At 65.1% G+C, this 26,002-nt stretch carries 18 protein-coding genes; 13 read left to right on the top strand and 5 right to left on the bottom strand.

Annotated elements, in window-relative coordinates; translation table 11 throughout:
- Nucleotides 1–35 precede the first annotated feature (35 nt).
- The 13 genes from OZ411_RS23535 to OZ411_RS23595 all read left to right on the top strand — a co-directional run bounded on the left by OZ411_RS23535 (nt 36) and on the right by OZ411_RS23595 (nt 17,970).
- On the top strand, nt 36–1,061 hold the full coding sequence (locus OZ411_RS23535; RefSeq protein WP_282529861.1) for an ABC transporter substrate-binding protein: 1,026 nt from the start codon (nt 36–38) through the stop codon (nt 1,059–1,061).
- A 14-nt stretch (nt 1,062–1,075) separates the two neighbouring features.
- Entirely contained in the window at nt 1,076–2,524 is a 1,449-nt protein-coding gene (locus OZ411_RS23540) for an amidohydrolase family protein (RefSeq protein WP_282529862.1), read from the top strand.
- 141 nt (nt 2,525–2,665) lie between these two features.
- Nucleotides 2,666–5,092, top strand: coding sequence for a CoA transferase (locus OZ411_RS23545; protein WP_282529863.1), 2,427 nt, complete (start codon nt 2,666–2,668; stop codon nt 5,090–5,092).
- Nucleotides 5,093–5,154: 62 nt separating this feature from the next.
- The gene (locus OZ411_RS23550; RefSeq protein ID WP_282529864.1) at nt 5,155–6,171 is read left to right on the top strand and encodes an ABC transporter ATP-binding protein; all 1,017 of its coding nucleotides are present in this window, start codon (nt 5,155–5,157) and stop codon (nt 6,169–6,171) included.
- A complete protein-coding gene (locus OZ411_RS23555) occupies nt 6,171–7,172 on the top strand; it encodes an ABC transporter ATP-binding protein (RefSeq protein ID WP_282529865.1) in 1,002 nt (333 codons plus the stop codon). The genes OZ411_RS23550 and OZ411_RS23555 overlap by 1 nt, the downstream gene beginning before the upstream one ends.
- Nucleotides 7,173–7,196: 24 nt before the next feature.
- Nucleotides 7,197–8,744, top strand: coding sequence for an ABC transporter substrate-binding protein (locus OZ411_RS23560; protein ID WP_282529866.1), 1,548 nt, complete (start codon nt 7,197–7,199; stop codon nt 8,742–8,744).
- Nucleotides 8,745–8,749: 5 nt separating this feature from the next.
- Nucleotides 8,750–9,706, top strand: coding sequence for an ABC transporter permease (locus tag OZ411_RS23565; RefSeq protein WP_282529867.1), 957 nt, complete (start codon nt 8,750–8,752; stop codon nt 9,704–9,706).
- Nucleotides 9,703–10,587 (top strand): ABC transporter permease, encoded by an 885-nt coding sequence (locus tag OZ411_RS23570; RefSeq protein WP_282529868.1) that lies wholly within the window; start codon nt 9,703–9,705, stop codon nt 10,585–10,587. The genes OZ411_RS23565 and OZ411_RS23570 overlap by 4 nt, the downstream gene beginning before the upstream one ends.
- A 23-nt stretch (nt 10,588–10,610) precedes the next feature.
- On the top strand, nt 10,611–13,922 hold the full coding sequence (locus OZ411_RS23575; protein WP_282529869.1) for a carboxyl transferase domain-containing protein: 3,312 nt from the start codon (nt 10,611–10,613) through the stop codon (nt 13,920–13,922).
- 152 nt (nt 13,923–14,074) lie between these two features.
- Complete coding sequence (locus OZ411_RS23580) at nt 14,075–14,470, top strand: hypothetical protein (RefSeq protein WP_282529870.1); 396 nt, start codon at nt 14,075–14,077, stop codon at nt 14,468–14,470.
- Between the two features lie 199 nt (nt 14,471–14,669).
- A complete protein-coding gene (locus OZ411_RS23585) occupies nt 14,670–16,268 on the top strand; it encodes a GMC family oxidoreductase (RefSeq protein WP_130581498.1) in 1,599 nt (532 codons plus the stop codon).
- Between the two features lie 7 nt (nt 16,269–16,275).
- Nucleotides 16,276–16,722 carry a hypothetical protein gene (locus OZ411_RS23590; protein ID WP_130581497.1) on the top strand — a complete coding sequence of 149 codons (447 nt, stop codon included), beginning with the start codon at nt 16,276–16,278 and terminating at the stop codon, nt 16,720–16,722.
- 228 nt (nt 16,723–16,950) lie between these two features.
- Nucleotides 16,951–17,970 carry a trypsin-like peptidase domain-containing protein gene (locus OZ411_RS23595; protein ID WP_130581496.1) on the top strand — a complete coding sequence of 340 codons (1,020 nt, stop codon included), beginning with the start codon at nt 16,951–16,953 and terminating at the stop codon, nt 17,968–17,970.
- 325 nt (nt 17,971–18,295) lie between these two features.
- On the opposite strand, the gene OZ411_RS23600 is transcribed toward OZ411_RS23595, so the two are convergent.
- The 5 genes from OZ411_RS23600 to OZ411_RS23620 form a co-directional block, all read right to left on the bottom strand.
- Nucleotides 18,296–19,078, bottom strand: a complete 783-nt coding sequence (locus OZ411_RS23600; protein ID WP_130581495.1) for an alpha/beta hydrolase — start codon at nt 19,076–19,078, stop codon at nt 18,296–18,298.
- 3 nt (nt 19,079–19,081) lie between these two features.
- On the bottom strand, nt 19,082–20,377 hold the full coding sequence (locus OZ411_RS23605) for an O-acetylhomoserine aminocarboxypropyltransferase (RefSeq protein ID WP_130581494.1): 1,296 nt from the start codon (nt 20,375–20,377) through the stop codon (nt 19,082–19,084).
- A 44-nt stretch (nt 20,378–20,421) separates the two neighbouring features.
- Nucleotides 20,422–21,726, bottom strand: a complete 1,305-nt coding sequence (pncB, locus tag OZ411_RS23610) for a nicotinate phosphoribosyltransferase (protein WP_282529871.1) — start codon at nt 21,724–21,726, stop codon at nt 20,422–20,424.
- A 67-nt stretch (nt 21,727–21,793) separates the two neighbouring features.
- On the bottom strand, nt 21,794–25,330 hold the full coding sequence (locus OZ411_RS23615) for a molybdopterin cofactor-binding domain-containing protein (protein ID WP_282529872.1): 3,537 nt from the start codon (nt 25,328–25,330) through the stop codon (nt 21,794–21,796).
- Nucleotides 25,330–25,797, bottom strand: coding sequence for a (2Fe-2S)-binding protein (locus tag OZ411_RS23620; RefSeq protein ID WP_282529873.1), 468 nt, complete (start codon nt 25,795–25,797; stop codon nt 25,330–25,332). The genes OZ411_RS23615 and OZ411_RS23620 overlap by 1 nt, the downstream gene beginning before the upstream one ends.
- Nucleotides 25,798–26,002: the final 205 nt, after the last annotated feature.

Genomic DNA, 26,002 nt, shown 5'->3' on the forward strand with positions numbered 1-26,002 from the left:
AAAGAGTTTCATCAACCACCGTTCATGAGGTCGTCATGCTGAAGAAAGTGAGCGCCGCGCTGTTGGGTTTGGCCCTGTTCGCAGGGACAGCGTCGGCCGAGGAAACCACGATCAAGTTCACGCTCGGCTGGAAGACGCAAGGCTCGGATGCCGCCTTCTTCTACGCCAAGGACCATGGCTTCTTCAAAGAGGAAGGCCTCAACGTCGTCATCGACCAGGGCGAAGGCTCGGGCGCGACGGTAACGCGCATCATGTCCGGCGCCTATGACGCCGGCTTCGGCGACGTCAACGCCATCATCCAGAATGCCGCGACCAAGCCGCAGGATGCGCCTGTGATGGTCTACATGATCTGGAATCAGCCGCCGTTCGCGATCGTCGCGAAGAAGTCGAGCGGCATCAACACCATCAAGGATCTCGAAGGCCACACGCTCGGCGGCGCGCAGGGCACGCCGACCACGCGGCTATTGCCGGTGTTCGTGCACAAGAACGGGCTCGATGGCGAGAAGATCAAGATCTCCAACATGGCGCCGAACCTGCAAGAGCCGATGCTGATCAAGGGCGACATCGACGCCGCGCTGGTGTTCAACATCACCAGCTATTTCAATCTGGTGCTGAACCGCCAGGATCCGGAAAAAGACTTCAAATGGTTCTCGTTCGGCGATTACGGAATGGATCTCTATTCCAACGGCGTGATGGTCTCGCGCAAACTGCTCGCATCCAATCCGAAGGCCGTCGCCGGCCTGGTCCGCGCCATCAACAAGGGCCTGATCGCGGTCGCCAAGGATCAGAACGCCGGCATGAAGGCCGCGGTGAATTTCGACAATCTGATCAATGTCGACGTCGAGAAGCGCCGCCTGCAATATTCCTTCGACAAGCTGATCGTCTCGCCGGAGATGAAGGAGATCGGCGTCGGCGACGTCAAGGATGACCGCATGGCCCGCGCCATCGGCATCATCGTCGAAGGCTATCAGCTCACGCGCACGCCGACGCCGTCCGAAATCTTCACCCGCGAGTTCCTGCCGCCGCGCGCCGAGCGGGAGTTGGTCTACGTCACCAACTGAGATAATTTGCGGTCATGGCGAACGAAGTTCCGGCCCACTGCCTATTCGCCGGCTCTGACCGCGGCGTGCTTCATGACGTCGTGCTCCGGCACGACAACGGCATCATCACCTCCATCGATCAAATCGATCAAGGAGCGCCGCCGGCGGGGCCGCGCTCCTTCGTGCTTCCTGCCTTCGTCAACGCCCACGATCATGCGCGGCCGACCGCATCGTCCTTCGGCGCGCTCGGCATGCCCCTGGAGAGCTGGCTGTTGCGTTCCGCGCTGGGCTCGCCGGTCGATCCCTATCTCACCGCGGCTTCCGCGCTGGCGCGCTCTGCGCGCGCCGGCTGCGCCGCCATGATGGTGCACTACACCCGCCCAAGCGGAACCATGCCGCTGGTGGAGGAAGCAAAGGAGGTCGCGCGCGCAGCCTCCGACGTCGGCATCCGCATCGCCTTTGCGATCGCCGTGCGCGACCAGAATCCGGTCGTCTATGGCGATGCCGAGCCGGTGCTCTCAAATCTGTCCTGCGACGATCGCAAGACGATCGAGGAACTGTTCGTCCGCGCGCCGATGTCGCCGAACGCCTACATCGAACTGACCGACGCGATTGCCGCGGCGATTGCCGGCCCCAAGATCGATGTGCAGCTTGGCCCGGCCGGCGTGCAATGGTGCTCCAAACCGCTGCTGGAGGCCGTCGCCGAGAATTCGGCGCTGACCGGCCGCCGCATTCACATGCATCTGTTGGAGACGATCTACCAGCGCGCGTGGGCGGACCAGAACTTTCCTGATGGCATCGTCCGCTATCTCCGCGAGATCGGCTTTCTCTCCGAACGCTTGACGCTCGCGCATTGCATCCATGCGCGCCTCGACGAGCTGGACATGATCGCAGCCTCCGGCGCGCGCATTGTCACCAATTTCAGTTCCAACATGCATCTGCGTTCCGGCCTCGCGCCGATCGCCGCCGCACACAAATGCGGCTGCGCGGTCACCGTCGGTGTCGATGGCCTCGCGCTCGATGAGGACGACGACGTGCTGCGCGAGATGCGGCTGGTGCAGATGATGCACGGCGGCATAGGCTTCAAGCGGACCTGGACGCCGGCCGAGTTCTTCGCGCTTGCCATCCGCAACGGCCGCCGCGCGAGCGGCGCGCCGGGAAGCGGTGAGCTTAAGCCGGGTGCGCCGGCCGATTTCGTCACGCTCGATCTCGATCGTCTCGATCGCGACCAGATTCTGCCGGTCGATCCGCTCGATCTTTTGTTCGCGCGCGGCAATGCGTCGCTGCTCAAGGACGTCGTTGTCGATGGACGCACGATCGTCGGCGAAGGTCGTGTCACCGGTGTCGATCTTCCTGCGATTGAACAGGAGTTGCGCGCGATCTATCGCGGCAGCGCCGCGAAACTCTCGCACTTCCAGCGCGTGTGGCAGCCGCTTTCGACTTCGCTCGAAAACTGGTTCGAAGCGCAATTCGACTGTCGCTAAACGCAAGCACGTCAAAGCGAATTCCGCAACGCGGGAGAATTTTCCGCTTGCATCATCGCGCCCGCAAGGTTTGATGTTCGCAACAAAAAACTGAGCCGGTGCATCGTTCGCGCCGGCCACGCGGGGTCTTAAGGAAACGTGATGGGCGCGTTGTCGCATCTGCGGATTGTCGAGATCGGGAGCGCGGCTGCGATCAGCTATTGCGCGCGTTTGTTCGCCGATTTCGGCGCCACCGTGCAGAAGGTCGAGCCGCCGGCGGGCGATCCGCTTCGCCGCGCGGCGCCGCTGACGCCGAAAGGCGAGAGCGCCTGGTTTGCGTTCCTCAACTTCAACAAGTCGAGCGTTGTGCTGGATCGTTGGGATACCAGCGCATCCTCCCGCCTCACGGAACTGATCGAGTCGTGCGACATCCTGCTCGACGGCCGCGATATCGATGCGGCGGATTGTCCGCCCCTCGATCTCGCCGCCATCAAGGAGAAGCATCCCGGCCTGATCCATCTCGAGGCTGGCTGGTTTGGCGATGTCGGCCCTTATGCCAGCTTTGCGGCGACCGACTCGACCATTCGCGCGCTGACCGGCCTGATCAAATTGGTGGGGCCGATCGAAGGGCCGCCGATGCACGCGCCGGATTTCCAGACCGGCATTCTGGCCGGGCTCTGGGGCTTTATCGCTGCGTCATCCTCGGTGCTGGGCCGAATGCAGGACGGGCGCGGGCGCGCGAGCCGCCTCAGCATCTTCGAATCCACCATCGCGGTCACCGAATACGTCATGTTCGAGTCGTTTTCCCGCGGCGATGTCATGCGGCGGATCGGCGTCAACCGGTTCTGGCCGACCTTTCCCGTGGGCATCTATGAGACCAAGCAGGGCTGGCTCGGCGTCACCACGGTGACACCAGCGCAATGGCGTTCGTTCTGCGAGATGCTCGGACTGTTCGAGCTGCGCGACGATCCAAAGCTGTTCCTCGGCGTCGACCGGCTGCAGCATGTCGAGGCGATCGAAGCCAAAGTCCTGCCGCGCCTGAAGCAGCGCACCGCGCGGGAATGGTTTGCCGAAGGGCTGAAGCGAAAGATCCCGATCGTTCCGGCGCCCGAAATCGCCGAACTGATCGCCGATGAGGAGAAGCAGGCGCGCGGCGCGATCGTTCCCGTCGCCGTCGGCGAGGAGCGCGGATTTTCCGCCGGCTGCATGCAGCGATTGACCAGCACGCCGCCGCGCCGTGGCGGCAAGGTTCCCGCCATCGGTGAGCAGCAACAGATCGAGGGCCCGCTGCGCGTGCCGCTGCCGGAGCAGAGCGGACCGAATCGCCTGCCGCTCGAAGGCATCCGCGTTATCGACTTCTCCATGGGCTGGGCCGGCCCGATCTGCACCCGCACGCTCGCCGATCTCGGCGCCGATGTCATCAAGATCGAGGCGATCCAGTATCCGGACTGGTGGCGCGGCGTCGACCGGCGGCCGGCCTATGTGCTGGAGCAGATGTACGAGAAGTCGGTGCGCTATTGCATCATGAACCGCAACAAGCGCGCCATCACGCTGGATTTGACGCGGCCGCAGGGGCTCAATCTTGCAAAACGGCTGCTCGCCGACGCCGATCTTGCCGTCGACAATTACTCCGTGGAAGTGCTGCCCAAGCTGGGGCTGGGCTATGATGTTCTGAAAAAACTCAACCCGAAGCTCGTGATGATGTCGATGTCGGCGTTCGGCGCGGGCAGCGTCCATCGCGATTGCCGCGCCTATGGTTCGACCCTCGAGCAGGGCTCGGGGCTGCCGAGCGTGGTCGGTGATGCCGTCGGTCCGCCGGTCATGAGTCATACCGCCTTTGGCGACGCCGTCGGCGGTCTCAACGGTTGCGCCGCCGTGCTCACCGCCTTGATCCACGCGAAGTTGACCGGCAAGGGCCAGTTCATCGATCTCGCGCAGATCGAGTGCATGATGCCGTTCGCCGCGCCCTGGATCATCGCGCACTCGATCGACGGCAAGCCGCCGACCAAATACGGCAATCGTCATCCGGATTTCGTGCCGCATGGCTGCTTCCGCTCTGCGGGCGAAGACAACTGGATCGTGATCACGGTATCCAGCGATGCGATGTGGCTGAGGCTCGCAACGCTGCTCGGACGCGCCGACTGGGCCAGCGACGAGACGCTGAAGACGGCCGCCGCCCGGCGCCGGGTCGAAAGCGAGATCGAGGCGGCCATCGCGGCCTGGACCGCCGGACGCGATGCGGAAGACGCAATGAACCTGCTGCAGACCGCGGGCGTTGCCGCCGGCGTCGCGCGGCTGCCGATCGACCTCCTGCGCGACCCGCAACTGCAGGCGCGCGGCTTCATCCAGGAGGTCAACCGCGCTTTCATCGGAAAGCATCCGCAGCCGTCGATGCCGTTTCGTGAAAGCGCACACCCGTTCCCGATCCGGCGGATACCGCCGACGCTCGGCGAGCACAATTACGAGATTCTTTCCGGCATGCTCAGCTTGTCGGATGCCGAGATCGACCAGCTTGAGCGCGACGGCATCATCGGAACCGAGATGCTGATGGAAGAAGAACTCGTGAAGAAGAAGCAGGCGTCGGGTTGATGCCGGCGGCTGCACCAAGAAAGTGCCGATCGGAAGCCGCGGCCAGCGGTTCTGCGCCGCTGATGTCCGTGCGCGGCCTCGGCATCCGCTTCAAGACCTCGCTCGGCGTCTGGCAGGCGACGCGCAAGATCGATTTCGATATCGCGCCCGGCGAGCGCGTCGGCATCGTCGGCGAGAGCGGCTGCGGCAAGACCATCACCGGCCTTTCGATCTTGCGGCTTTTGCCGGGCAATCTCGCTGGCCTCGACGGCTCGATCCTGTTCGATGGCACAGATCTTGTCTCCTGCGGCGCGCGGGCGATGCGCGCGATCCGCGGACGTCGGATCGCCATGATCTTCCAGGAGCCGATGAGCGCGCTCGATCCCGTCTTCACCGTCGGCCACCAGATCGCCGAGACGCTGCGCGTTCATACCGGCGTCGGCAAGGAGGAGGCGAGGGCGAAGACGCTCGAGATGCTACGCCGGGTCGGCATCGCCTCGCCCGAGCGTCGGATCGACGACTACCCGCACCAGCTTTCCGGCGGCATGCGCCAGCGCGTGATGATCGCAGCCGCCTTGATCTGCGGCCCGCAGCTTCTGATCGCGGACGAGCCGACCACGGCGCTCGATGTCACCGTGCAGGCGCAGATCCTCGAATTGTTGCGCGAGCTCAGCGAGACCTCGAATACCGCGCTGATGCTGATCACCCACGATCTCGGCGTGGTCGCCGAGACCTGCACGCGAATGATCACGATGTATGCCGGCGAGGTGATCGAGGACGCCCCGGTCGACGAGGCGCTGGTGCGGCCGCTGCATCCCTACACCTCAGGTCTCCTGCGTTCGCTGCCGCACTTGAGCCCGCGCCACGGCCGGCTGCCGTCGATCCCGGGCCGGGTGCCCTCGATCGTCGACATGCCGAACGGCTGCCGTTTCCGCGCACGCTGCGCCCATGCGGCACAGGGCTGCGAGGCCGAGCAGGAACTGCGCGACGCGGGAGGCGGCCGCAAGGTCCGCTGCTGGCGTTTCCGCGAGCTCGATCTGGCGGGCGCGCTGCAGCACGCGGCATCGGCGCCGATCGCCGCGATGGCCGGGACGCCATGATGCCGCTTGCTCCCGATATCGCGCAGAACACCATCGTCTCGGTGCGTGACCTCGAAGTGCGCTTTCAGACCAGCGATCGCCGCGCCACCGTGAAGGCGGTTGATGGCGTCAATTTCGACGTCCGCCGCGGCGAGACCTTTGGGATCATCGGCGAATCCGGATCGGGCAAGACCACCATCGGCCGCGCGCTGGTGTTCCTGCTGAAGCCAAGCGCGGGCGCCATCCGGCATGACGGGATTGATCCGCTCACGCTGCCGCGCAGGCAATTCCAGAGCCACCGCCGCGACTATCAGATCATTTTCCAGGATCCGAATGCGGCGCTTAATCCGCGCATGACCATCCTCTCGTCGGTATTGGAACCGCTCGACCTCGCGCGCGTCGGTACGGGTGCCGAGCGGGAGCGGCAGGCGAGGGAGGCGCTCGACCGTGTCGGCCTGCCGCAGGACGTCGGCGAGCGCTACCCACACCAGCTTTCCGGCGGGCAGAAGCAGCGCGTGGTGATCGCCCGCGCCCTGACCCTGAAGCCGAAGCTGATCGTCTGCGACGAGGTGGTGGCCGCGCTGGATATGTCCATTCGTGGCGACGTACTCAATCTCTTCGCCGACCTGCAGCGCGAGCTCGGCCTCACCTATGTCTTCATCACCCACGACCTCGCCGTGGTCTCCCACATCAGCGAGCGCATTGCCGTGATGTATCTCGGCCGCTTCGTCGAGCTTGGGCCGACCGAACGCGTCTCCGAGCATCCGCTGCATCCCTATACGCAGGCGTTGCTGTCCGCCGAGCCGCGACCATTGCCGTCACACTTGCGCGAGGGCAGCCGCATCATGCTGCAGGGCGAGATCCCGAGCCCGATCGATCCGCCCTCGGGCTGTCGTTTCCGCACCCGCTGCCCCTACGCGCAGCCGCTCTGCGCCCAGAAGCCGCCGGATTGGCGCGAGCTTCAACCGGACCATTGGGTTGCCTGCCACTTCGCCGAACATCCAAACTTTGCACCAAACTGACAAGAATTGCCGGGAGGAGATGACATGACAGAGATGACGCGACGCGAGGCCATCGCGCTGACATCGGCCGCGATTGCCGGCGTGACGCTCAGTGGCCGCGCATGGGCAGATGTCGCGCCGAAGCGGGGTGGCACCTTGCGCATCTCGGCGCCCGCCAATCCGTCGAGCCTCGATCCCGCAACAGGCGGCGCCGGCTCCGACCACGCCTTCCTGTTCACGATGTACGACACGCTGATCGAATGGGATTTCGAGACGCTGGCGCCAAAGCCCGGCCTTGCCGAAAGCTGGAAGTTCACCGACCCGAACACCTTGGTGCTCAACATCCGTACCGGCATCACCTTCCATGATGGTACGCCGCTCGATGCGGAAGCCGTGAAATTCAACCTTGAGCGCAACAAGAGCGACCAGAAGTCCAACATCAAGGCCGATCTTGCTTCGGTGGCGTCGGTCGAGGTTACGAGTCCCACGCAGGTCACGCTGAAGCTGAGCACGCCCGACACCGCGCTGCCCCTCATCCTCTCCGACCGCGCCGGCATGATGGTCTCGCCATCAGCGCTGAAGGCGGCCGAAGGCGGCACCGTTGCGCGCCAGCCGGTCGGCGCCGGCGCCTATGCGTTCATTAGCTGGGCGGATGGCGAGCGCATCGTCGTCAAGCGCAACGAGAAATACTGGAAGGCGAATCGTCCTCTTCCCGACGGCATCGAGTTTTCGATCATCCCGGAACTGACCACCGGCGCGCGCTCCGTCACCGCCGGGCAGAACGACCTGATCTATCAACTGCCGCCGCGCCAGAAGGCGATTATCGAGCGCACCAGCAGCATCAAGGTCGCCAACGGGCCGACACTCTATGTTCTGCAGATCTTCCTGAACTGGGCCAAGCCGCCCTTCGACAATCCAAAGGTCCGCCAGGCCCTGAACTTTGCGATCGACCGCGAGTCCTTCGTGAAGGCGGCGCTCGCCGGGCTGGCGGAGCCCGCCTACATGAACCTGCCGAAGGCGCATTGGGCCTACGACAAATCGGTCGCCGGGCTCTACCCCTACGATCCCGACAAGGCGCGCAAGCTGCTGGCGGAAGCCGGGTTCAAGGATGGTCTCACGCTCGATCTCCTCGGCTATCCCGATCAGGACTCGGTGCAGCGCCAGGAAATCCTGATCGAGCAGCTCAGGAAGGCGGGCATGACTGCACGCTTCGCCAACGCGCCGATCGCCGAAGCCTCCGCTGCGTTCTTCGCCAGCGAGAAGCGCGGCTCCGGCCTGCTGTCGGCATGGACCGGGCGGCCCGACCCGAGCCTGACTTATTCGCTGATGTTCACCAAGGACGCCTATTACAATGCCGGCCGTGCGCCGGTGCCGCCGGAGCTCGAGGCCGCGATCAAGGAATCGCGGGCGTCGGAAGATATCGAGCAGCGCCGCAAGGCCTTTGCCACTGTGCAGCGGCTGGTGATGGAGAGCGCCTTCGTCGCGCCGCTCGCTTTCCAGTACGAGCTGGTCGCGATGAACAAGAAGGTGCAGGGTTATCGCCCGAACCTTCTCGGCAAGCCGAAATACGACGACGTCTGGCTGGAGAGCTGAGGGAGATGGCGCGACGCAGTCCGGTCAAGGTTGTCGGCAGCCGCCTCTTGCAGGCGCTGCCCGTGATCGTGCTCGCGACCTTCATGGTGTTCGCGCTGTTGAAGCTCGTGCCGGGCGACATCGCGGTGACGCTGGCGGGCGACAACGCCTCGGATGCGCGCATCACCGAAATCCGCCACATCTACGGGCTCGACCGGCCGTTCCTGGTGCAATATGGCGTCTGGCTCGGCAACGTCATCCAGGGCGACCTCTCGCAATCTCTCCTGACAGGCGAACAGGTCGCGACCTCGATCGGCCGCGCCTTTCCGAACACGCTTCTGATCGTGGTGATCGCGCTGCTTCTCGCGCTCTTGACCGGCATCCCCATGGGCGTGATCGCGGCGATCAAGCCGAACGGCTGGGTCGACAAGGCCGTCAGCATGATCGCCTCGCTCGGCGTCGCCATCCCCGGCTTCTGGCTCGCGATGATCCTGGTTGCGGAGATCTCGCTCAGGCTGAACTGGCTGCCGGCGACCGGCGCCAAATCCTTCGCCGCGTCTCCGATCGAGGCGATCAGGCACGCGCTGTTGCCGGGGATTGCGATCGCGGCCTACGGCATGGCCGAGGTGGCGCGGCAGCTTCGCGGCTCGCTCCTGGAAGTGCTGTCGTCGCAATATGTGCGGACCTTGCACGCCAAGGGATTGTCGATGAGCCGCATCCTCTGGCAGCACGGATTGAAGAATGTCAGCGTCAACCTCTTCACCATCATCAGCCTGCTGGTGAACCGGATGCTGGCGGCGACTGTCGTGATCGAGGCGGTGTTCGCCATTCCCGGTCTCGGCAGCCTGATCGTGCGCGGCGCGATCCAGCGCGATTTTCCGATCGTGCAGGGCGTCGTGTTCACGATGGTGATCGTGGTCATCCTGGTCAACCTGATCACCGATCTGCTCTGCGCCGCCATTGATCCGAGGATCGAGCAATGACCGACCTCGCGCTGGCGTCGCCACAATTGCCCGCCAAGCCGACACGGTCGCGGCGCTTCCTCCGTTGGCTCGCCGGTGATCTTCGGGCCGCGCTCGCGATCCTCGTGCTGCTGGTGCTCGTCATCGTCGCGATCGGCGCACCCTGGATCGCGCCCTATTCGCCGACCGCGCAGGACGTCAACAACATGCTGGCGCCGCCGGGTCCGGCGCATCTGCTCGGCACCGACGATCTCGGCCGCGACATCTTCAGCCGCCTAATCTACGGTGCGCCGGCGACCGTCTATGCCAGCGTGCTGGCCGTGTGTGTCGCAGTTGCGATCGGCCTGCCGGTCGGGCTTGTCGCCGGCTTCTTCGGCGGCTGGACCGACGACATCATCAGCCGGATCATCGACACCTTCCTGTCGTTCCCGGCGATCGTGCTGGCGATTGCGGTGACCGGTGCGCTCGGTATCGGGCTCACCAACGGCATGATCGCGGTCGGCATCGTGATGTTCCCGGCGCTGGCCCGCATCGTTCGGGCACGGACGCTGGTGGTGCGGCAGGAACTTTATGTCGATGCCTCCAGGTGTTTCGGCGCGCCGGCCTGGCATATCCTGTGGCGGCACGTGCTGCCGAACACGCTGCAGCCCGTCATCGTGCAGGTGACGCTGCTATTGGCCGCGGCGCTGCTGGCGGAAGCCAGCCTCAGCTTTCTCGGCCTCGGCATCCAGCCGCCGAACCCGAGCTGGGGCGCGATGCTGGCGCGCGCCTATCAATATATGGAGATCGCGCCGGAGCAGATGTACGCGCCGGGGCTCGCCATTCTGGTCGTCTCCCTGGCATTCAACGCGCTCGGAGAGTCCTTGCGCATCGTGCTCGATCCGACCATGAAGGATCGCTAGCTCTTTTGTCGACGGAAACGTTCATGCCTTTCAAGAAATTGCTGATCGCCAATCGGGGCGAGATTGCCATCCGTATCGCCCGCGCCGCAGGCGAAAGCGGGCTTGCCACTGTGGCGATCTATCCCGCCGATGACGCGACGTCGCGGCATGTCCTAGCGGCCGATGAAACGCACGAGATTCCGGGCCGCGGCGCGCGCGCCTATCTCGATATCGAAGCGGTGATCGGCGCAGCCAGGGCCGCGACATGCGACGCGCTGCATCCAGGTTACGGCTTCCTCAGCGAGAACGCGGCGCTGGCGCGGCGCTGCGCGGAGGAGGGGATCACGTTTGTCGGCCCGTCGCCGGAAGCGCTGGAGCTGTTCGGCGACAAGGCGAAAGCCAAGGCGCTGGCGAAAAGCTGTGGAGTGCCGATCGTATCCGGCACCAGCGGCTCGACCAGCCTGGAGGAGGCCAGGGCCTTCTTCGCCTCGCTCGGCCCCGGCGGCGCGGTCATGGTCAAGGCGATCGCCGGCGGCGGCGGGCGCGGCATGCGCATCGTCGACGACGCTGCCAAGCTCGAACAGGCCTATGCGCGCTGCCAGTCCGAGGCCAAGGCTGCCTTCGGCAATGAAGGCGTCTATGTCGAGCGGCTGATCCGAAAGGCCCGTCACATCGAGGTGCAGATCATCGGCGACCGTTCGGGCCAGATCAGCCATCTGTGGGAGCGGGAATGCACGATCCAGCGGCGCAACCAGAAACTGATCGAGGTGGCACCAAGCCCGTCGCTGAGTGACGCGCTGCGCTCGCGCATCATCGAAGCCGCAGCGAGGCTCGCGGCCGCTGCGCGCTACGACAATCTCGGCACCTTCGAATTCCTTGTCGACGACGACGCCCGCGAAGGCGAGGGCGCCTTCGCCTTCATCGAGGCCAATCCGCGATTGCAGGTCGAGCACACCGTCACCGAGGAGGTGCTCGGCATCGATCTCGTGAAGGCGCAACTCGCCGTCGCTTCGGGCGCGACGCTGGCCTCGCTCGGTCTCGCGCAGGCTGCGGTTCCGTCGCCGCGCGGCTACGCGATGCAGCTCCGCGTCAACATGGAGGTGATGAACGAGAAGGGCGAGACCGAGCCGACCGGCGGGACGCTGTCGGTGTTCGACCTGCCGTCGGGCCCGGGTGTGCGGGTCGATACCTTCGGCTACACCGGCTACAGGACCAGCGCCGCTTTCGATTCACTATTGGCAAAAGTCATCGTGCATTCGCCGAGCGCGAACTGGGCCGATGTGGTACAGAAGGCGCTACGCGCTCTGCGTGAATTCCGCATCGGCGGCGTCGCCACCAACATCCCGTTCCTCGGCGCGATCCTCGCGCATCCGGATTTTGCCGCCAACCGGATCAGCACCAATTTCATTGACGCGCATGCCGGCTCGCTGGTCGCCGCGGCGAAGGAGGCCGATGAACCGGTGCTGGTCGAAGTGAATGGCGGAGCCGGTACGGTTGCTGGACCGTCGACGAGCGAATCCGGCCCGGAAGGCTCGGTCGCCGTCCCGGCGCCGCTGCAGGGCACCATCGTCGCGATCGATGTCGCCGAGGGCGATCTGGTCCGTCCCGGCCAGCAGATCGCCGTGCTTGAATCCATGAAGATGGAGCATCTCGTCACCGCGCCGCATGGCGGCAGGGTGACCAAGGTCGCGGGCGGCGTCGGCGTCACGCTGATGCATGGCGAGGCGATCCTGTTCCTCGAGCCCGCCGAGGTCGACATCCACCATGTCGCGGAGGAGGCGGAGATCGACCTCGACTACATCCGCCCCGATCTCGCCGAAGTAATTGCGCGTCATGCGATCACGCTGGATGAGAACCGGCCGGCTTCCGTCGAGCGCCGCCGCAAAACCAACCAGCGCACCGCGCGCGAGAACGTCGCCCACCTCGTCGACGAAGGTTCCTTCGTCGAATATGGCTCGCTCGCCATCGCCGCCCAGCGCCGCCGGCGCAAGATCGACGATCTCATCCACAACACGCCAGCCGATGGCCTGATCACCGGCGTCGCCACCGTGAACGCCGACAAGTTCGGCGCGGAGGGTGCGCGCTGCATGGTGATTGCCTACGACTACACCGTGCTCGCGGGCACGCAGGGCCATATGAACCACAAGAAGATCGACCGCATGCTCACGCTGACCGAGCAGTGGCAATTGCCCTTGGTGTTCTACGCCGAGGGCGGCGGCGGGCGCCCGGGTGATACCGACCGGCTCGGCATGACCGGGCTCGACGGCCCATCCTTCGTGCAGTTCGCGCGGCTCTCGGGCCTGGTGCCGGTCATCGGCGTGGTCTCCGGCTATTGCTTCGCCGGCAACGCCGCGATGCTCGGCTGCTGCGATGTCATCATAGCCACCAAGAATGCCTCGATCGGCATGGGCGGCCCGGCGATGATCGAGGGCGGCGGGCTCGGCGTCTATCATCCGGCCGAAGTCGGCCCGGTCTCGTTCCAGGCGCCGAACGGCGTCATCGATATCCTCGTGGAGGACGAAGCGGAGGCGACCGTCGCCGCGCAAAAATATCTGTCCTACTTCCAGGGCACGGTCAGCGACTGGAAGGCGCCGGACCAGCGGCTGCTCCGCCGCGCGATCCCGGAAAACCGGTTGCGTGTCTACGACATCCGCAAGGTGATCGATCTGCTCGCCGACGAGGGCTCGGTGCTCGAAATCCGCCGCGACTTCGGCGTCGGCATGATCACCGCGTTCATCCGCATCGAAGGCAAGCCATTCGGCCTGATCGCCAACAATCCGAAACATCTCGGCGGCGCGATCGATGCGCCGGCCGGCGACAAGGCTGCGCGCTTCATGCAGCTTTGCGATGCCTTCGACATTCCGATCATCTCGCTCTGCGACACGCCCGGTTTCATGGTGGGACCTGAAGCCGAGAAGACCGCGATCGTGCGTCACGTCTCGCGCATGTTCGTCACTGGCGCGAGCCTCACCGTGCCGTTGTTCGGCATCGTGCTGCGCAAAGGCTATGGCTTAGGGGCGCAATCCATGATCGGCGGCGGCTTCCATGCCTCCTTCTTCACCGTGGCGTGGCCGACCGGCGAGTTCGGCGGCATGGGCCTGGAAGGTTACGTGCGGCTCGGCTTCCGCAAGGAGATGGAAGCGATCGAGGATCCGGTCGAACGCGAAAAATATTACCAGGCCAAGGTCGCCGAGCTCTATGCCAACGGCAAGGCGGTCTCGATCGCTTCCGTGCTCGAGATCGACGAGGTGATCGATCCCGCGCAAACCCGCCACTGGATCATGTCCGGCCTGCGCTCGGTGCCGAAGCCTCAGCCGCGCACCCGCCGCAAGCGCCCCTGCGTCGATGCGTGGTAGCTTTCGTAGGGTGGGTTAGCGAAGCGTAACCCACCATTATCGCCCGCGGATCGAAAGCGGTGGGTTACGCTTCGCTAACCCACCCTACGACCATGATCGCGCCCAAAAGACGGAGTGCAATCCGAAGCAGCGTTCTCGTACCAAGGCCCGACATGCGACACAAATTTTCCATCGCCCTCCTTCTCGCGAGCCTCGCGGTCGCAGGCCTGGCCTCGGCACAGGGCCGCAAGATGACCGAACTATTGGCGCCGCGCGATCCCGGTCCGAATGAGGCGGTCCGGGTCAAGGTCGTAACCGGTCCGTTGCCGTTCGGTGCTCGCCTGGTCGTGAAGACCGAGCAGGGCGACGTGATCGGCTCGATTATGACCTACGGCGTGCCGGGGCCGAATGACACCCGTTCCGAAACCTTCCCAGTTCAGTCGAGGAATGTGGTCAACAAGCGGCTTCGGCTGCAGGTGCTGGTGGAAGCGCCGGGCGCGATGACACGATCCGCAACGCCGGACGAAATCCGCGGGCTCGACGTCATGATCGTGCCGCGCACGCCGTGATCGCTGCCGCCGCTTTACTCCGCATCCGGTTTTCCCCTATCGTCTAGCCAACAACGCGCCGTCATTGCGAGCGTGGCGAAGCAATCCATCTCTCCGCCCGCTGAGGCGTGGATTGCTTCGCGGAGCCTGTCATCGGGCGGCGCTTCGCGCCGACCCGGTGGCTCGCAATGACGGATAAATAATCCCAGGGGAAACCCCAATGAACGATCCCGTTGACGTCCTGATCATCGGCGCCGGCGCGTCCGGCGCTGCGGTGGCATGGTCGCTGGCTGAGACGAAAATGCACATCCTTTGCCTTGAGCAAGGCGGCTGGATGAATCCCGCGGAATATCCGAGCACCGGGCGAGACTGGGAAGCCAAGTTCTATAGCGACTGGTCGACCAGCCCGAACGTCCGCGGTCGTCCTGAGGACTATCCAATCAACGACGACAACTCGCCGATCAAGGTCGTCAACTTCAACGCCGTCGGCGGCTCGACCGTGATGTACACGGCGCATTGGCCGCGGCTGCATCCGTCCGATTTCAAGGTGAAGACGCTCGACGGCGTCGCCGATGACTGGCCGATCGACTACGATGCGCTCACCCCATTCTTCGAAGAGAACGACCGGATGATGGGCGTATCGGGCCTGACGGGCGATCCGCGCTCGCCATTGACGCACCCGCCGATGCCGCCGCAGCCGCTCGGACTCTCCGGTCCGCTGATCGGCAAGGCCATGAACAAGCTCGGCTGGCACTGGTGGCCGTCGGACACCACGGTCGCGACCATGGACTATGAGGGCAGGGCGCGCTGCATCAATCTCGGCCATTGCACGCCGGCCTGCGCGCAGGGCGCGAAAGCCTCGACCGACATCACCTATTGGCCGCATGCGATCCGCGCCGGCGTCGAGCTCAAGACGCATTGTCGCGTGCGCGAGATCCTGACCAACGAGCAAGGCATGGCCTCCGGTGTCGTCTATTATGACAAGGATGGCGTCGAGCAGTTTCAGCCGGCCGAGGTCGTCATCATCGCCTGCAACGGCGTCGGCACGCCGCGGCTGCTCTTGAACTCGGTCTCCGGCCGCTTTCCGAATGGTTTGGCCAATTCATCAGGCCTGGTCGGCAAGAACCTGATGTTCCATCCCTATGCGCAGATCTACGGCTTCGTGAAGGAGCCGACCGACAGCAACCGCGCGCCGCCGACCTGCCTGTGGAGCAAGGAGTTCTACGACACCGACCTCTCGCGCGGCTTCGTCCGCGGTTATGGCATTCAGTTCGGCCGCGGCGCAGGGCCTGTGTTCGAGGCCGTCGCGAGCGAGCAGAAGGGCATTCTGCCGTGGGGTGCGGATCATCACCGCGTCTTCCGCAGGCTCAACGGCCACCGCCTCGCGGTCTCCGCAATCTGCGAGGATCTCCCGGAGGAGCACAACCGCGTCACCCTCGATCCAGTGTTGAAGGACAGCCACGGCATTTCCGCTCCGAAGATCGACTACACGATCAGCGATAACAGCCGGAAGATGATGGAGCATGGGCTGGCGCGCGGCCGCGAGATTCTCGAAGCCGCCGGCGCGACCGACATTTGCACCAACAGTCCGATCCCCTGGGGCGGCTGGCATCTGCTCGGCACCGCACGGATGGGCACGGACCCTGCGCGTTCCGTGGTCAATGAGTGGGGCCGGTCGCATGACGTGAAGAACCTGTTCATCGTCGACGGCAGCGTGTTCGTCACCTCAGGCGGCGTCAACCCGACCTCGACCATCCAGGCGATCGCGCTCTATATCGCCGACCAGATGAAACAGCGTCTTGCCAATTTGTTCGACTGAGGATGCCATGTCAGCCGATACGCTCTCCACAGCCCAGCGCGACGATCTCAGGACCATCGCGGCGATGATCGTTCCTGAGAGTGCCGAGTACAAGGTGCCGGGTGCCGATGATCGGGCCATCCAGGCCGATATCCTGGCAACGCTCGGCCGCGATACCGAGCAGGTGCGCGCCGCGCTCGACCATCTTGCGCGCTTGGCCGGCAAGCCGCTCGCCGAGCTCGACACGGCGCAGCGCGATCAGGTCGCAAAGGAATTCCGCGCGACCGGCGGGGCCGCGGCGGCGACGCTCGTCCGCGTGGTCCTGCAATGCTACTACCGCGACGACCGCGTGCTGCGCTCGCTCGGCAACGAACTGCGCGCGCCCTTCCCGAAGGGCCACACGCTGGAGCAGGGCGACTGGTCATTGCTCGATCCGGTCAAGGCGCGACCAGCCACGCTGCGGCGCGCGCCCTAGCGTCACGGCAGGAAGTCGTAGCCCGGGTGGAGCGGAACGCGTAACCCGGGACATCTATATCCGCGGCTAAGACCGGTCCCGGGTTACGCTGGCGCTTCACCCGGGCTACGTCCCTCCGAGTGGAGAGAGCTCCAGCGCCCTAGCCATTTGGGCAGGCCTGCGCCCAACGCAGGTACCTTGCGCAGGAGGAACCCGGCCCCCATGTGAGTTCTCCGAAGGAACCTCACCATGTTGGATTTTGCCCCAAATAACGCCGGCGACGCGCTGTCGCCGCGAACGACTGAAGCTGCCCCGGGCAATGACCGGGCGCTGCTCGACGCCTATTCCAACGCCGTGATCGACGTGACCGAACGCGTCGGTCCCGCGGTGGTGCGCGTCGAGACCGGCCCGAAGGTCCGAACACCGCGCGAGCGTGGCGGGCTCGGTTCCGGCATCGTCATCTCGCCCGACGGTCTCGTGCTGACCAACAGCCATGTGGTCGGCTCGTCGAAGGAGATCCGCCTGCGCGACACCGAGGGATTCGTCACGGACGCCCATGTGCTCGGCGTCGATCCCGACACCGACCTCGCATTGCTGCGGGCCGATGGCGCGCGCGATTTGCCTTACGCCTCGCTCGGCGACTCCAAGCAACTCCGGCGCGGCCAACTCGTGGTCGCGATCGGCAATCCGCTCGGCTTTGAATCGACGGTCACGGCCGGCGTGGTGTCGGCGCTGGGCCGCTCGATCCGCTCGGTCAGCGGGCGCACGATCGAGGACGTGATCCAGACCGATGCCGCGCTCAACCCCGGCAATTCCGGCGGCCCGCTGGTGTCGTCGAATTCGCAGGTGATCGGCATCAACACCGCGATCATCAACGGCGCGCAGGGCATTTGCTTTGCGGTCGCGAGCAACACCGCGCAGTTCGTGCTGTCGGAGATCATCCGCCACGGCTATGTCCGCCGCGCCTTCATCGGCGTCGCCGGCCAGACCGCGCCGGTCCCGAGGCGCCATGCGGTGCTCGCCGGCGTTGAGAACAAGATGGGCGCGCTGCTCGCGCAGATCGAGCCCGACAGCCCGGCGGCAAAGGCGGGGCTTTTGCCCGGCGACGTCGTGATCAAGCTCGACGGCGTCGACATCAACGGCGTCGACGATCTGATCCGCGCACTCGACCGCGATCGCATCGACCGCACGCTGGCCATGGACGTCCTGCGCCTCGGCCGCCTGCGCGCGATCGACATCCACCCGATCGAACGCAAGCCGGCGAAGTGACGGGCAAGCTGTCAGACCCCTCATGGTGAGGAGCGCGAAGCGCGTCTCGAACCATAGGGCCCCGCCGGTGCCCTCATCCTTCGAGACGCCGCTTCGCGGCTCCTCAGGATGAGGGGAAAGAGCGGTGCCCGCGTCGGTCGGAATTCATCGCAGCCCTCGAGCTGCCAATTGATGTGCCCTCGCCCCTTGTGGGATGGGGCAGCTCAGCGGTCAGCAGCGAACTCGATGGGGTGAGGGGTTCTCTCCACGAGCACGGAAGCGCGTGGAGAGAACCCGTCATCCGGCGCTTCGCGCCACCTTCTCCCGCAAGGGGAGAAGGGAAGAACTACCGCTGCAGCGCCGCCAGCAATTCGTCGGGCTGCTCGACCATCATCATGTGGCCGGCACCGGCCAGCACCACGGTGCGCGCGTTTGGCGCCGCCGCCGCCAGCGTCTTGCCGGCTTTCGCTGGTGTCATCAGATCGCGTTCGCCGAGGATGAAGGTCGTCGGCACCTTGAGCTGCGCCGCCGCGGCGAGCGCGTTCTGGTACGAATTGCAGGCGTTCAGATCGTTGTAGAGCACGCCCGGTCGCGCACGCTGCAGCACGCGCTGTGCGCCGTGGTGCATCCACAATCCCGGCGCGAGCGAGCCGCCGAGCTCGGCCTTGAAGCCGAGGCCCCAGATCGAGACCATGTCGATCGCGGCGGGATCGTTGGCCTCCGCCGCCTTCAACAGATCAGGCCCAACGGTCATCGTCGCCGCCGTTCCGATCAGGCTCAGCGCCGTTACTTTCTCCGGGTGCCGCGCCGCGGTCTCCAGCGCAATCAGCGAGCCCATGGAATGGCCGATCAGCTTCGCCTTCGAGGCGCCGGCCGCCTGCAACAGCGCTGCGATCCAATCCGCCATCGCGGCGATCGTCCGCAAGGGCTTGCCGGACGAGCGGCCGTGGCCGGGCAGATCCGGCGCCAGCACCGAATAGCCGTGATGCGCGAACCAGCGGCTGTGCAGCGCCCAGGTGGAGCTGTCAAAACCCGCGCCGTGGATCATCACGACCGTGGGCAACGACGGATCGAACGGCTTTCCGCCGGTCACGACGAAGGTCTCAATCCCGTTCACCGAAAGCTGCATGGCTCAAACCCTCTGCGACGCCCGAAGCGCCTGGCCGAGATCGTCGATGATGTCCTGTGCCGTCTCGATGCCGACCGAGAGCCTCACCAGCTCTTCGCCGACGCCGGCGGCCTTGAGCTGGTCGGCGTCCATCTGCTGATGGGTGGTCGAGGCGGGATGGATCACCAGCGTCTTGGCATCGCCGACATTGGCGAGGTGGCTGATCAGCTTCAAAGACTCGATGAACTTCTTGCCCGCCGCGCGTCCGCCCTTGATGCCGAAGCTGACGATCGAGCCGGCGCCCCGCGGCAGCAGCTTCTTCGCAAGCTCGTAGTCCGGATGATTCTCCAGCGCCGGATGCAGCACCCAGTCGACCGCCTTGTTCGCGGTCAGGAATTCCAGCACCGCGAGCGTATTACTCATATGCCGATCCATCCGCACGCCGAGCGTCTCGATGCCCTGCAGGAGCTGGAACGCGTTGGTCGGCGACAGGCAGGCGCCGAAATCGCGCAAGCCTTCGGTGCGGGCGCGCATGATGAAGGCGGCCTTGCCGAACTGCTCGTCGAAGACGATGCCGTGATAGCCGGCATAGGGCTCGGTGAGCTGCGGGAATTTGCCCGATGCATGCCAGTCGAAGCCGCCGCCGTCGACGATGACGCCGCCGATCGCAATGCCATGCCCGCCGAGCCATTTCGTCGCCGAGTTCATGACGATGTCGGCGCCGAATTCGATCGGCCGGCTGAGATAGGGCGTCGCAAAGGTGTTGTCGATCAACAGCGGAATCTTCGCGTCATGCGCGATGTCAGCCACTGCGGGAATATCGAGCACCTCTAACCCGGGATTACCGATGGTCTCGGCGATCACCAGGCGCGTGTTGGGCTTGATCGCGGCGCGGAATTCGTCGAGCGCGCGCGGCTTCACAAAGGTTGTGGTGATGCCGAAGCGCGGCAGCGTATGCGCCAGCAGATTGATGGTGCCGCCATAAAGCGAAGCCGAGGCGACGATGTGGTCACCGGCATTGAGAATGGTCGCGATCGCCAGATGCATCGCGGCCATGCCGCTCGCCGTGCAGATCGCGCCGACGCCGCCTTCGAGCGCCGCGATCCGCTCTTCCAGCACTGCGGTCGTCGGATTCGAGATCCGCGTGTAGATGTGGCCGGCACGCTCCAGATTGAACAGCGCGGCGGCGTGATCGGCGTCCTGGAACACGTAGGACGTCGTCTGGTAGATCGGCACCGCGCGCGATCCCGTTACGGGATCAGGACGCTGTCCGGCATGCAGGCTCAGGGTTTCGAACGCAGGCGGCTTGGGTGCGGGCATGCTGAAACTCGCGGGGTGGGATTTGGAGGTGAATACGGCTTATATCAGACGTGCACGGCGGCGCGCACGCGGCCGGCGTTGCCGAATACGCGCAGGTAACGCTCGACCTCGGAGGGGATGCCGGTCGCCTTTTCCGGATTGTCAGAGAGCTTCACCGCCGGCCTGCCGTCAACCGAGGTCACCTTGCAGACGATCGAGATCGGGTCGAGATCGGCGGAACCATTGGGCGTGCAATCGACGAAGTCATTGGTGAGGTTGGTGCCCCAGCCGAAGCTGATGCGGACGCGGCCGGAAAAATGCCGGTAGGTTTCCTCGATGGAATCGACATCCATGGCGTCGGAGAAGACCAGGAGCTTCTCCTTGGGATCGCGGCCCTTCTGCTTCCACCATCTGATGATCTCCTCGCCCGCTGCGATCGGCGGCGCGCTGTCCGGACGAAAGCCGGTCCAGTCCGCGACCCAATCCGGCGCGTCGCGCAGGAACACCCTGGTGCCGAAGGCATCGGGCAGTGCGACCAGCAAGTTGCCGCCATAGGTATGGCGCCACTGGTCGAGGATAGCGTAGGGCGCCCAGCGCAGCTCTTCGTCCGAATTGGCGAGCGCCGCGGCCACCATCGGCAGTTCATGGGCATTGGTGCCGATCGCCTCGAGGTCGTTGTCCATCGCGAGCAGCACGTTCGAGGTGCCGGTGAAGGACGGCCCCAGCCCTTCCTTCACGGCCTCGACGCACCAGCGCTGCCAGAGGAAGCCGTGGCGGCGGCGGGTGCCGAAGTCCGAGAGCCGCAGGCCGTCGAGCTTGCGCAGGCGCTCGACCTTGGCCCACAGCTTGGCCTTGGCGCGGGCATAGAGCACGTCGAGGGCGAACCGGCCCTGACCCTTCATCGGCGCGCGCGAGCGCAATTCATTCAGGATCGCCAGCGCCGGGATCTCCCACATCGTGGTGTGGGTCCAGGGCCCGTGGAAATGCAGCTCATACTGCCCGTCGACCTTGTGCAGTTCATATTCGGGTAGGCGGAAATTCGAAAGCCAGTTGATGAAATCCGGCGAGAACATCTGGGTCTTGCCGTAAAACGTATTACCGGCGAGCCAGATCAGCTCATTCTTGCTGAAGCGGATGGTGCGGGCATGGTCGAGCTGGGCGCGCAGCTCGCCCTCGTCGATCACCTCGCCAAGCCGGACCCGACTGGTGCGGTTGATCACCGAAAAGGTCGTGCGCGTCTCCGGGTAGAATTCCCGGATCATCTGCAGCATCAACAGCTTGTAGAAATCGGTGTCGAGCAGGCTGCGCACGATCGGGTCGAGCCGCCAGCCATGGTTGTAGGTCCGGGTTGCAATATCCGTAAACGTCATGGCGGAACCTTAGCCTGCCAAAAGCCACCCAACCAGTGGGTTATGGCAGGAGTTCTGGCAGGGCAGCTCAGCGTGTTCCCTGTCTGATCCTGCCGACGGCCGTCTCGATGCTGGTCCAGGCCGGCTGGTCCGGGGCGAACTGCCGTCGGAGATAGGAAACAAGCTCGGCGACCTGGCTGTCGGTCATGCTCTCTTTGAACCCCGGCATATAACCGAGGTCGCCGGTCGCGGGTTCGCGGATGCCGTGCAGGATCACCTGGATCAAATTGTCCGGCACCGCGCTGTGCAGATTGCTGTTGAGGGACAGCGAGGGCCGGCTGCCGAACAGAGGCGGTCCGCCCACCTCGTGGCAGACCGCGCAGGCGCCCTGGTAGAGGCGGGCGCCGAACGAAGCCGGCACAACCGCGCTCGTGGCCGTCGCATGTTCGAGTTTCGCAGCGAGCGCTTCCCGCGCCGAGCCGCCGATAGCGGTCTCATTGAACGAGCCGAGATAGACGGCCATGGCGCGGATATCCTGGTCTGACAGTGCGGCCAATTCCTTCACGACCGGCGCCATCGGCCCGGCCGCCACGCCGTGGAAGCGGGATTCACCAGTGCGCAAATAGGCGTAGAGCTCGTCCTCGCTCCAGGGCATCGGCGCTTTCGAAAGCGACGTCAGCGCAGGCGCCTCCCAGCCCTCGGCAAAGCCGCCGGCGAGATAGGCATTCTTCAGCTCGGCGCCGAGCGCGTTGCGTGGCGAATGGCAAGCGCTGCAATGGCCGAGACCTTCGACCAGATAGGCGCCGCGATTCCATATCTCGGACTTGGCCGGATCGGGCTGGAATGTTTTTGTCTCGTGGAACAGCGCATTCCAGCCGGCGAGCAGCGGGCGCAGGTTGAATGGAAACTTCAGTTCGAGCTCCGGCGTCGTCGCGCGCACCGGGGCCTGCGCCATCAGGTAGGCGTAGAGCGCCTGCAGGTCGGCATCGCTGGCCTTGGCGAAGTGCGTATAGGGGAAAGCCGGATAGAGATGCCTGCCGTCGCGATGGACGCCTTCGCGCATGGCGCGCTCGAAGGCGGGATAGGACCATGCGCCGATGCCGGTCTCGACGTCAGGCGTGATGTTGGTCGCGTAGATGACGCCGAACGGCGTTTCCAGCGGCCGGCCGCCGGCATTGAGCATTCCGCCCGTTTCGGTATGGCACACGGCGCAGGCGCCGAGCGCCGCCAGTTCCTTGCCGCGGGCAATGGTCGCGGCCGAATAGACCGACGCTTCGGGACGCGCGATCGGCGCGATCGCGCGCCACGGCAGCACGGCCGCGCCGATGCCGACGGCGGCGGCACATAGCGCGGCGATGCCGGCAAGCACGCCGGTGCGTTTCGCGAACGGCTTCTGCCATTTGTCCGATGGAGCAGGCGGCGGTGGCGCCAGCGTCGCGGGCGCAGTTGGTTGCTCGCCGTGCAATCCGTTCAGGATACGTTCGGGCGTAAACGGCAGCTCGCGGAAACGAACGCCAGTCGCATCATAGATCGCATTCGCGATCGCGGCCGCGCTTGGCACCGAAGCGGATTCGCCGACGCCGAGCGGTGGCTGGTCCTGCCGCGGCAGCATCAGCACATCGATCTTGGGAAGCTCCGGGAATTTGATGATGGGGTAGGCACCCCATTCGCGCGCCGTCACAGCGCCGCGCTCGAACGTGACTTCCTCCATCAGCGCGCGGCTGGTCGACTGGATGATGTTGCCCTCGATCTGATGGCGCACGCCGTCCGGATTGATCATCAGGCCGGAATCCTGGCCGGCCACCACGCGGGTCACGCTGACGTCGCCGGTTGCCTTGTTGACCGCGACATCGGCGATCCACGCCGACCATGCCGCGCCATAGCCCGGAAACTTGCTGTGGACGTAGAGCGCATAGGCAAAGCCGCGCCCGCGCACGATGTCGCCCTCCGCGACCTTCTCCTCGCGCACCGGCCGCGGCTTCCAGCCGGCACGTTCGGCGACCGCATTGACGAGATCGATCGCGCGCTGGTCCTTGAGGTAGCGCAGCCGGTATTCGATCGGATCGACGCCGGCTTCAGTTGCGAGCTCATCGATATAGGATTCATGCGCAAAGGTGTTCGGCAGTGCCGAGACGCCGCGAAACCAGGAGGCGCGCACGATCGGCGGCATGTCGTTGGCGACCACGCGCATATGCTCGTAATCGTAAGGCGGGATCGCGGTGCGGTCGCCCATCTCGAAGACATCAGGCGTCGGCGCAATCCGCCCCGTGAGCAGAAGCGCCAGCGTCGGCGCGCCGTTCGAGGGATAGCGCGTGGCAAAGTCGTAGGCCGCGACGCTGCCGTCCGCGTTCAAGCCGCCATCGACATCCATCAGTTGCGCGGTGCCCTTCGGCTCCCAGGCGTGCTCCTGCTCGCGCGTCAACTGCACGCGCACGGGACGGCCGACCGCGCGCGAGAGCAGCAAGGCATCCGCAGTGACGTCGTCGGCACAGTTGCGGCCATAGCAGCCGGCCGCCTCCATCCGGATTACTTCGATCTCGGTCTCCGGCCGCTCGATCAAGAGCGCGAGATCACCACGGAGCATGTGCGGGTTCTGCGTGCCCGACCAGACGCGGATCGCACTGTCGCGATAGTCCGCCACCGCGCAGGACGGGCCGATCGAGCCATGCATCTGGTAGGGCCACAGGTAAGTCCGCTGCATCGACTTCGCGGCGGCCTTGATTGCATTGTCGACATCGCCCTTGTCGATCAGCGTGCGCGGCGTCGAAGGATTGGCGCGCAGCGCCTGCTCGATGTTATCGAGATCGGTCAGCGTCGGTCCCGGTTTCCAGGTGACCTTCAGTTGCGCCGCCGCTTTGATCGCGTTCTCCTCGCGCTCGGCGACGACGCCGACGAAATCGCCGATCCGCACGACCGCGACGAGGCCTGGAATGTTTCGCACCGAATCTTCGTCGACTGCAATCAGACTGGTGCCGACGAACGGCCCGGCATCGACGCCGGCATAGGGCGGGCGCACCACGCGGCCGTGCAGCATGCCGGGCAGGCGCACGTCGTGGACGTAGACCAGTTCGCCGGTTGCCTTGGCCGGAAGATCGACGCGCGGCACCGAACGCCCGACGACGGCATAGGCATCGACGGCCTTCACCGACACATCGTCAGCGAGCTCAAGGCGGATCGTCTCGTCCGCGATCAATTCGCCATAGGTGATGCTGCGGTTGTCCTTGCCGCGGACCAGTCCGTCCTCGATCGCGAGTTCATCGCTTGATAGTTCGAGCCGTTCCGCTGCGCGCGCGACAAAAAAGTGCCGCGCCTGCGCCGCCGCCTTGCGGAGCGGCACCGCCGATATCTGCATGGTCTCGCTGGCGATCGTCGGACCTTGGTTGGGCGTCTGCGAGGTGTCGCCGAGCACCACGACGACGCGCGCAAAGGATACGTCTAGTTCCTCAGCGACGACCTGCCCGAGCGCGGTGCGGATGCCGGTGCCGAGATCGACATGGCCGTTATAGGCGGTGACCAAGCCATCCGCCGTGATCCTGATGAAGGTCTCGAACGCGCCGTTCGCATCCGATCGTCGAACAACGGTGAGCGAGCCGTCCGGCCGCACGGGATTCTCCTGCGAGGCCATCAATCGCGCGCCTCGAGTTGGTGGCCGGCCGCGCGCATGGCGGCGCGGATGATCTCGATATGCGCGCCGCAGCGGCAGAGATTGTAGCGCAACGCCTCCAGCACCTCGTTTTCGTTCGGACGCGGATTGCGCGTCAGCAGCGCCTTGGTCGTGATGATCATGCCGTTGAGGCAATAGCCGCATTGCGCGGCTTGCTCGGCGATGAAGGCTTGCTGCACAGGATCGGGATGCTCGCGCGTGCCGAGCCCTTCGAGCGTCACAATGTCGCGCCCGATGCAGCCGTCGGTCGGGATCACGCAGGATCGCGCCGCGACACCGTCGATCAGCACCGCGCAGGCGCCGCATTCGCCGAGGCCGCAACCATATTTCGGTCCGTTCAGTTCGAGATCGTTGCGCAGCACGTAAAGCAGTGCGGTGTCCGGAGCGGCGTCGACATCGACAATCCTGCCGTTGACGGTCAGGCGCATCGGCTCGTGGTCCCCAAAGGCTTCGATAGGCGTTTCGATGATTGCATTGCAAAACGGGCGATCGCAAAATCGGCGATCGATGGCATCGGAGGATAACGTTTGTGTACAAACGTGCAAGCTGCTCGCTTTTTGCTGCACTGCGCTGCCCGCTTTCTGGACAAAGCGGGGAGGCAAATGAGGTTTTATTCGGCAGCTGTGGTTTTTC

The sequence above is a fragment of the Bradyrhizobium sp. Arg237L genome, from assembly GCF_029990105.1.
Lineage (GTDB): Bacteria > Pseudomonadota > Alphaproteobacteria > Rhizobiales > Xanthobacteraceae > Bradyrhizobium.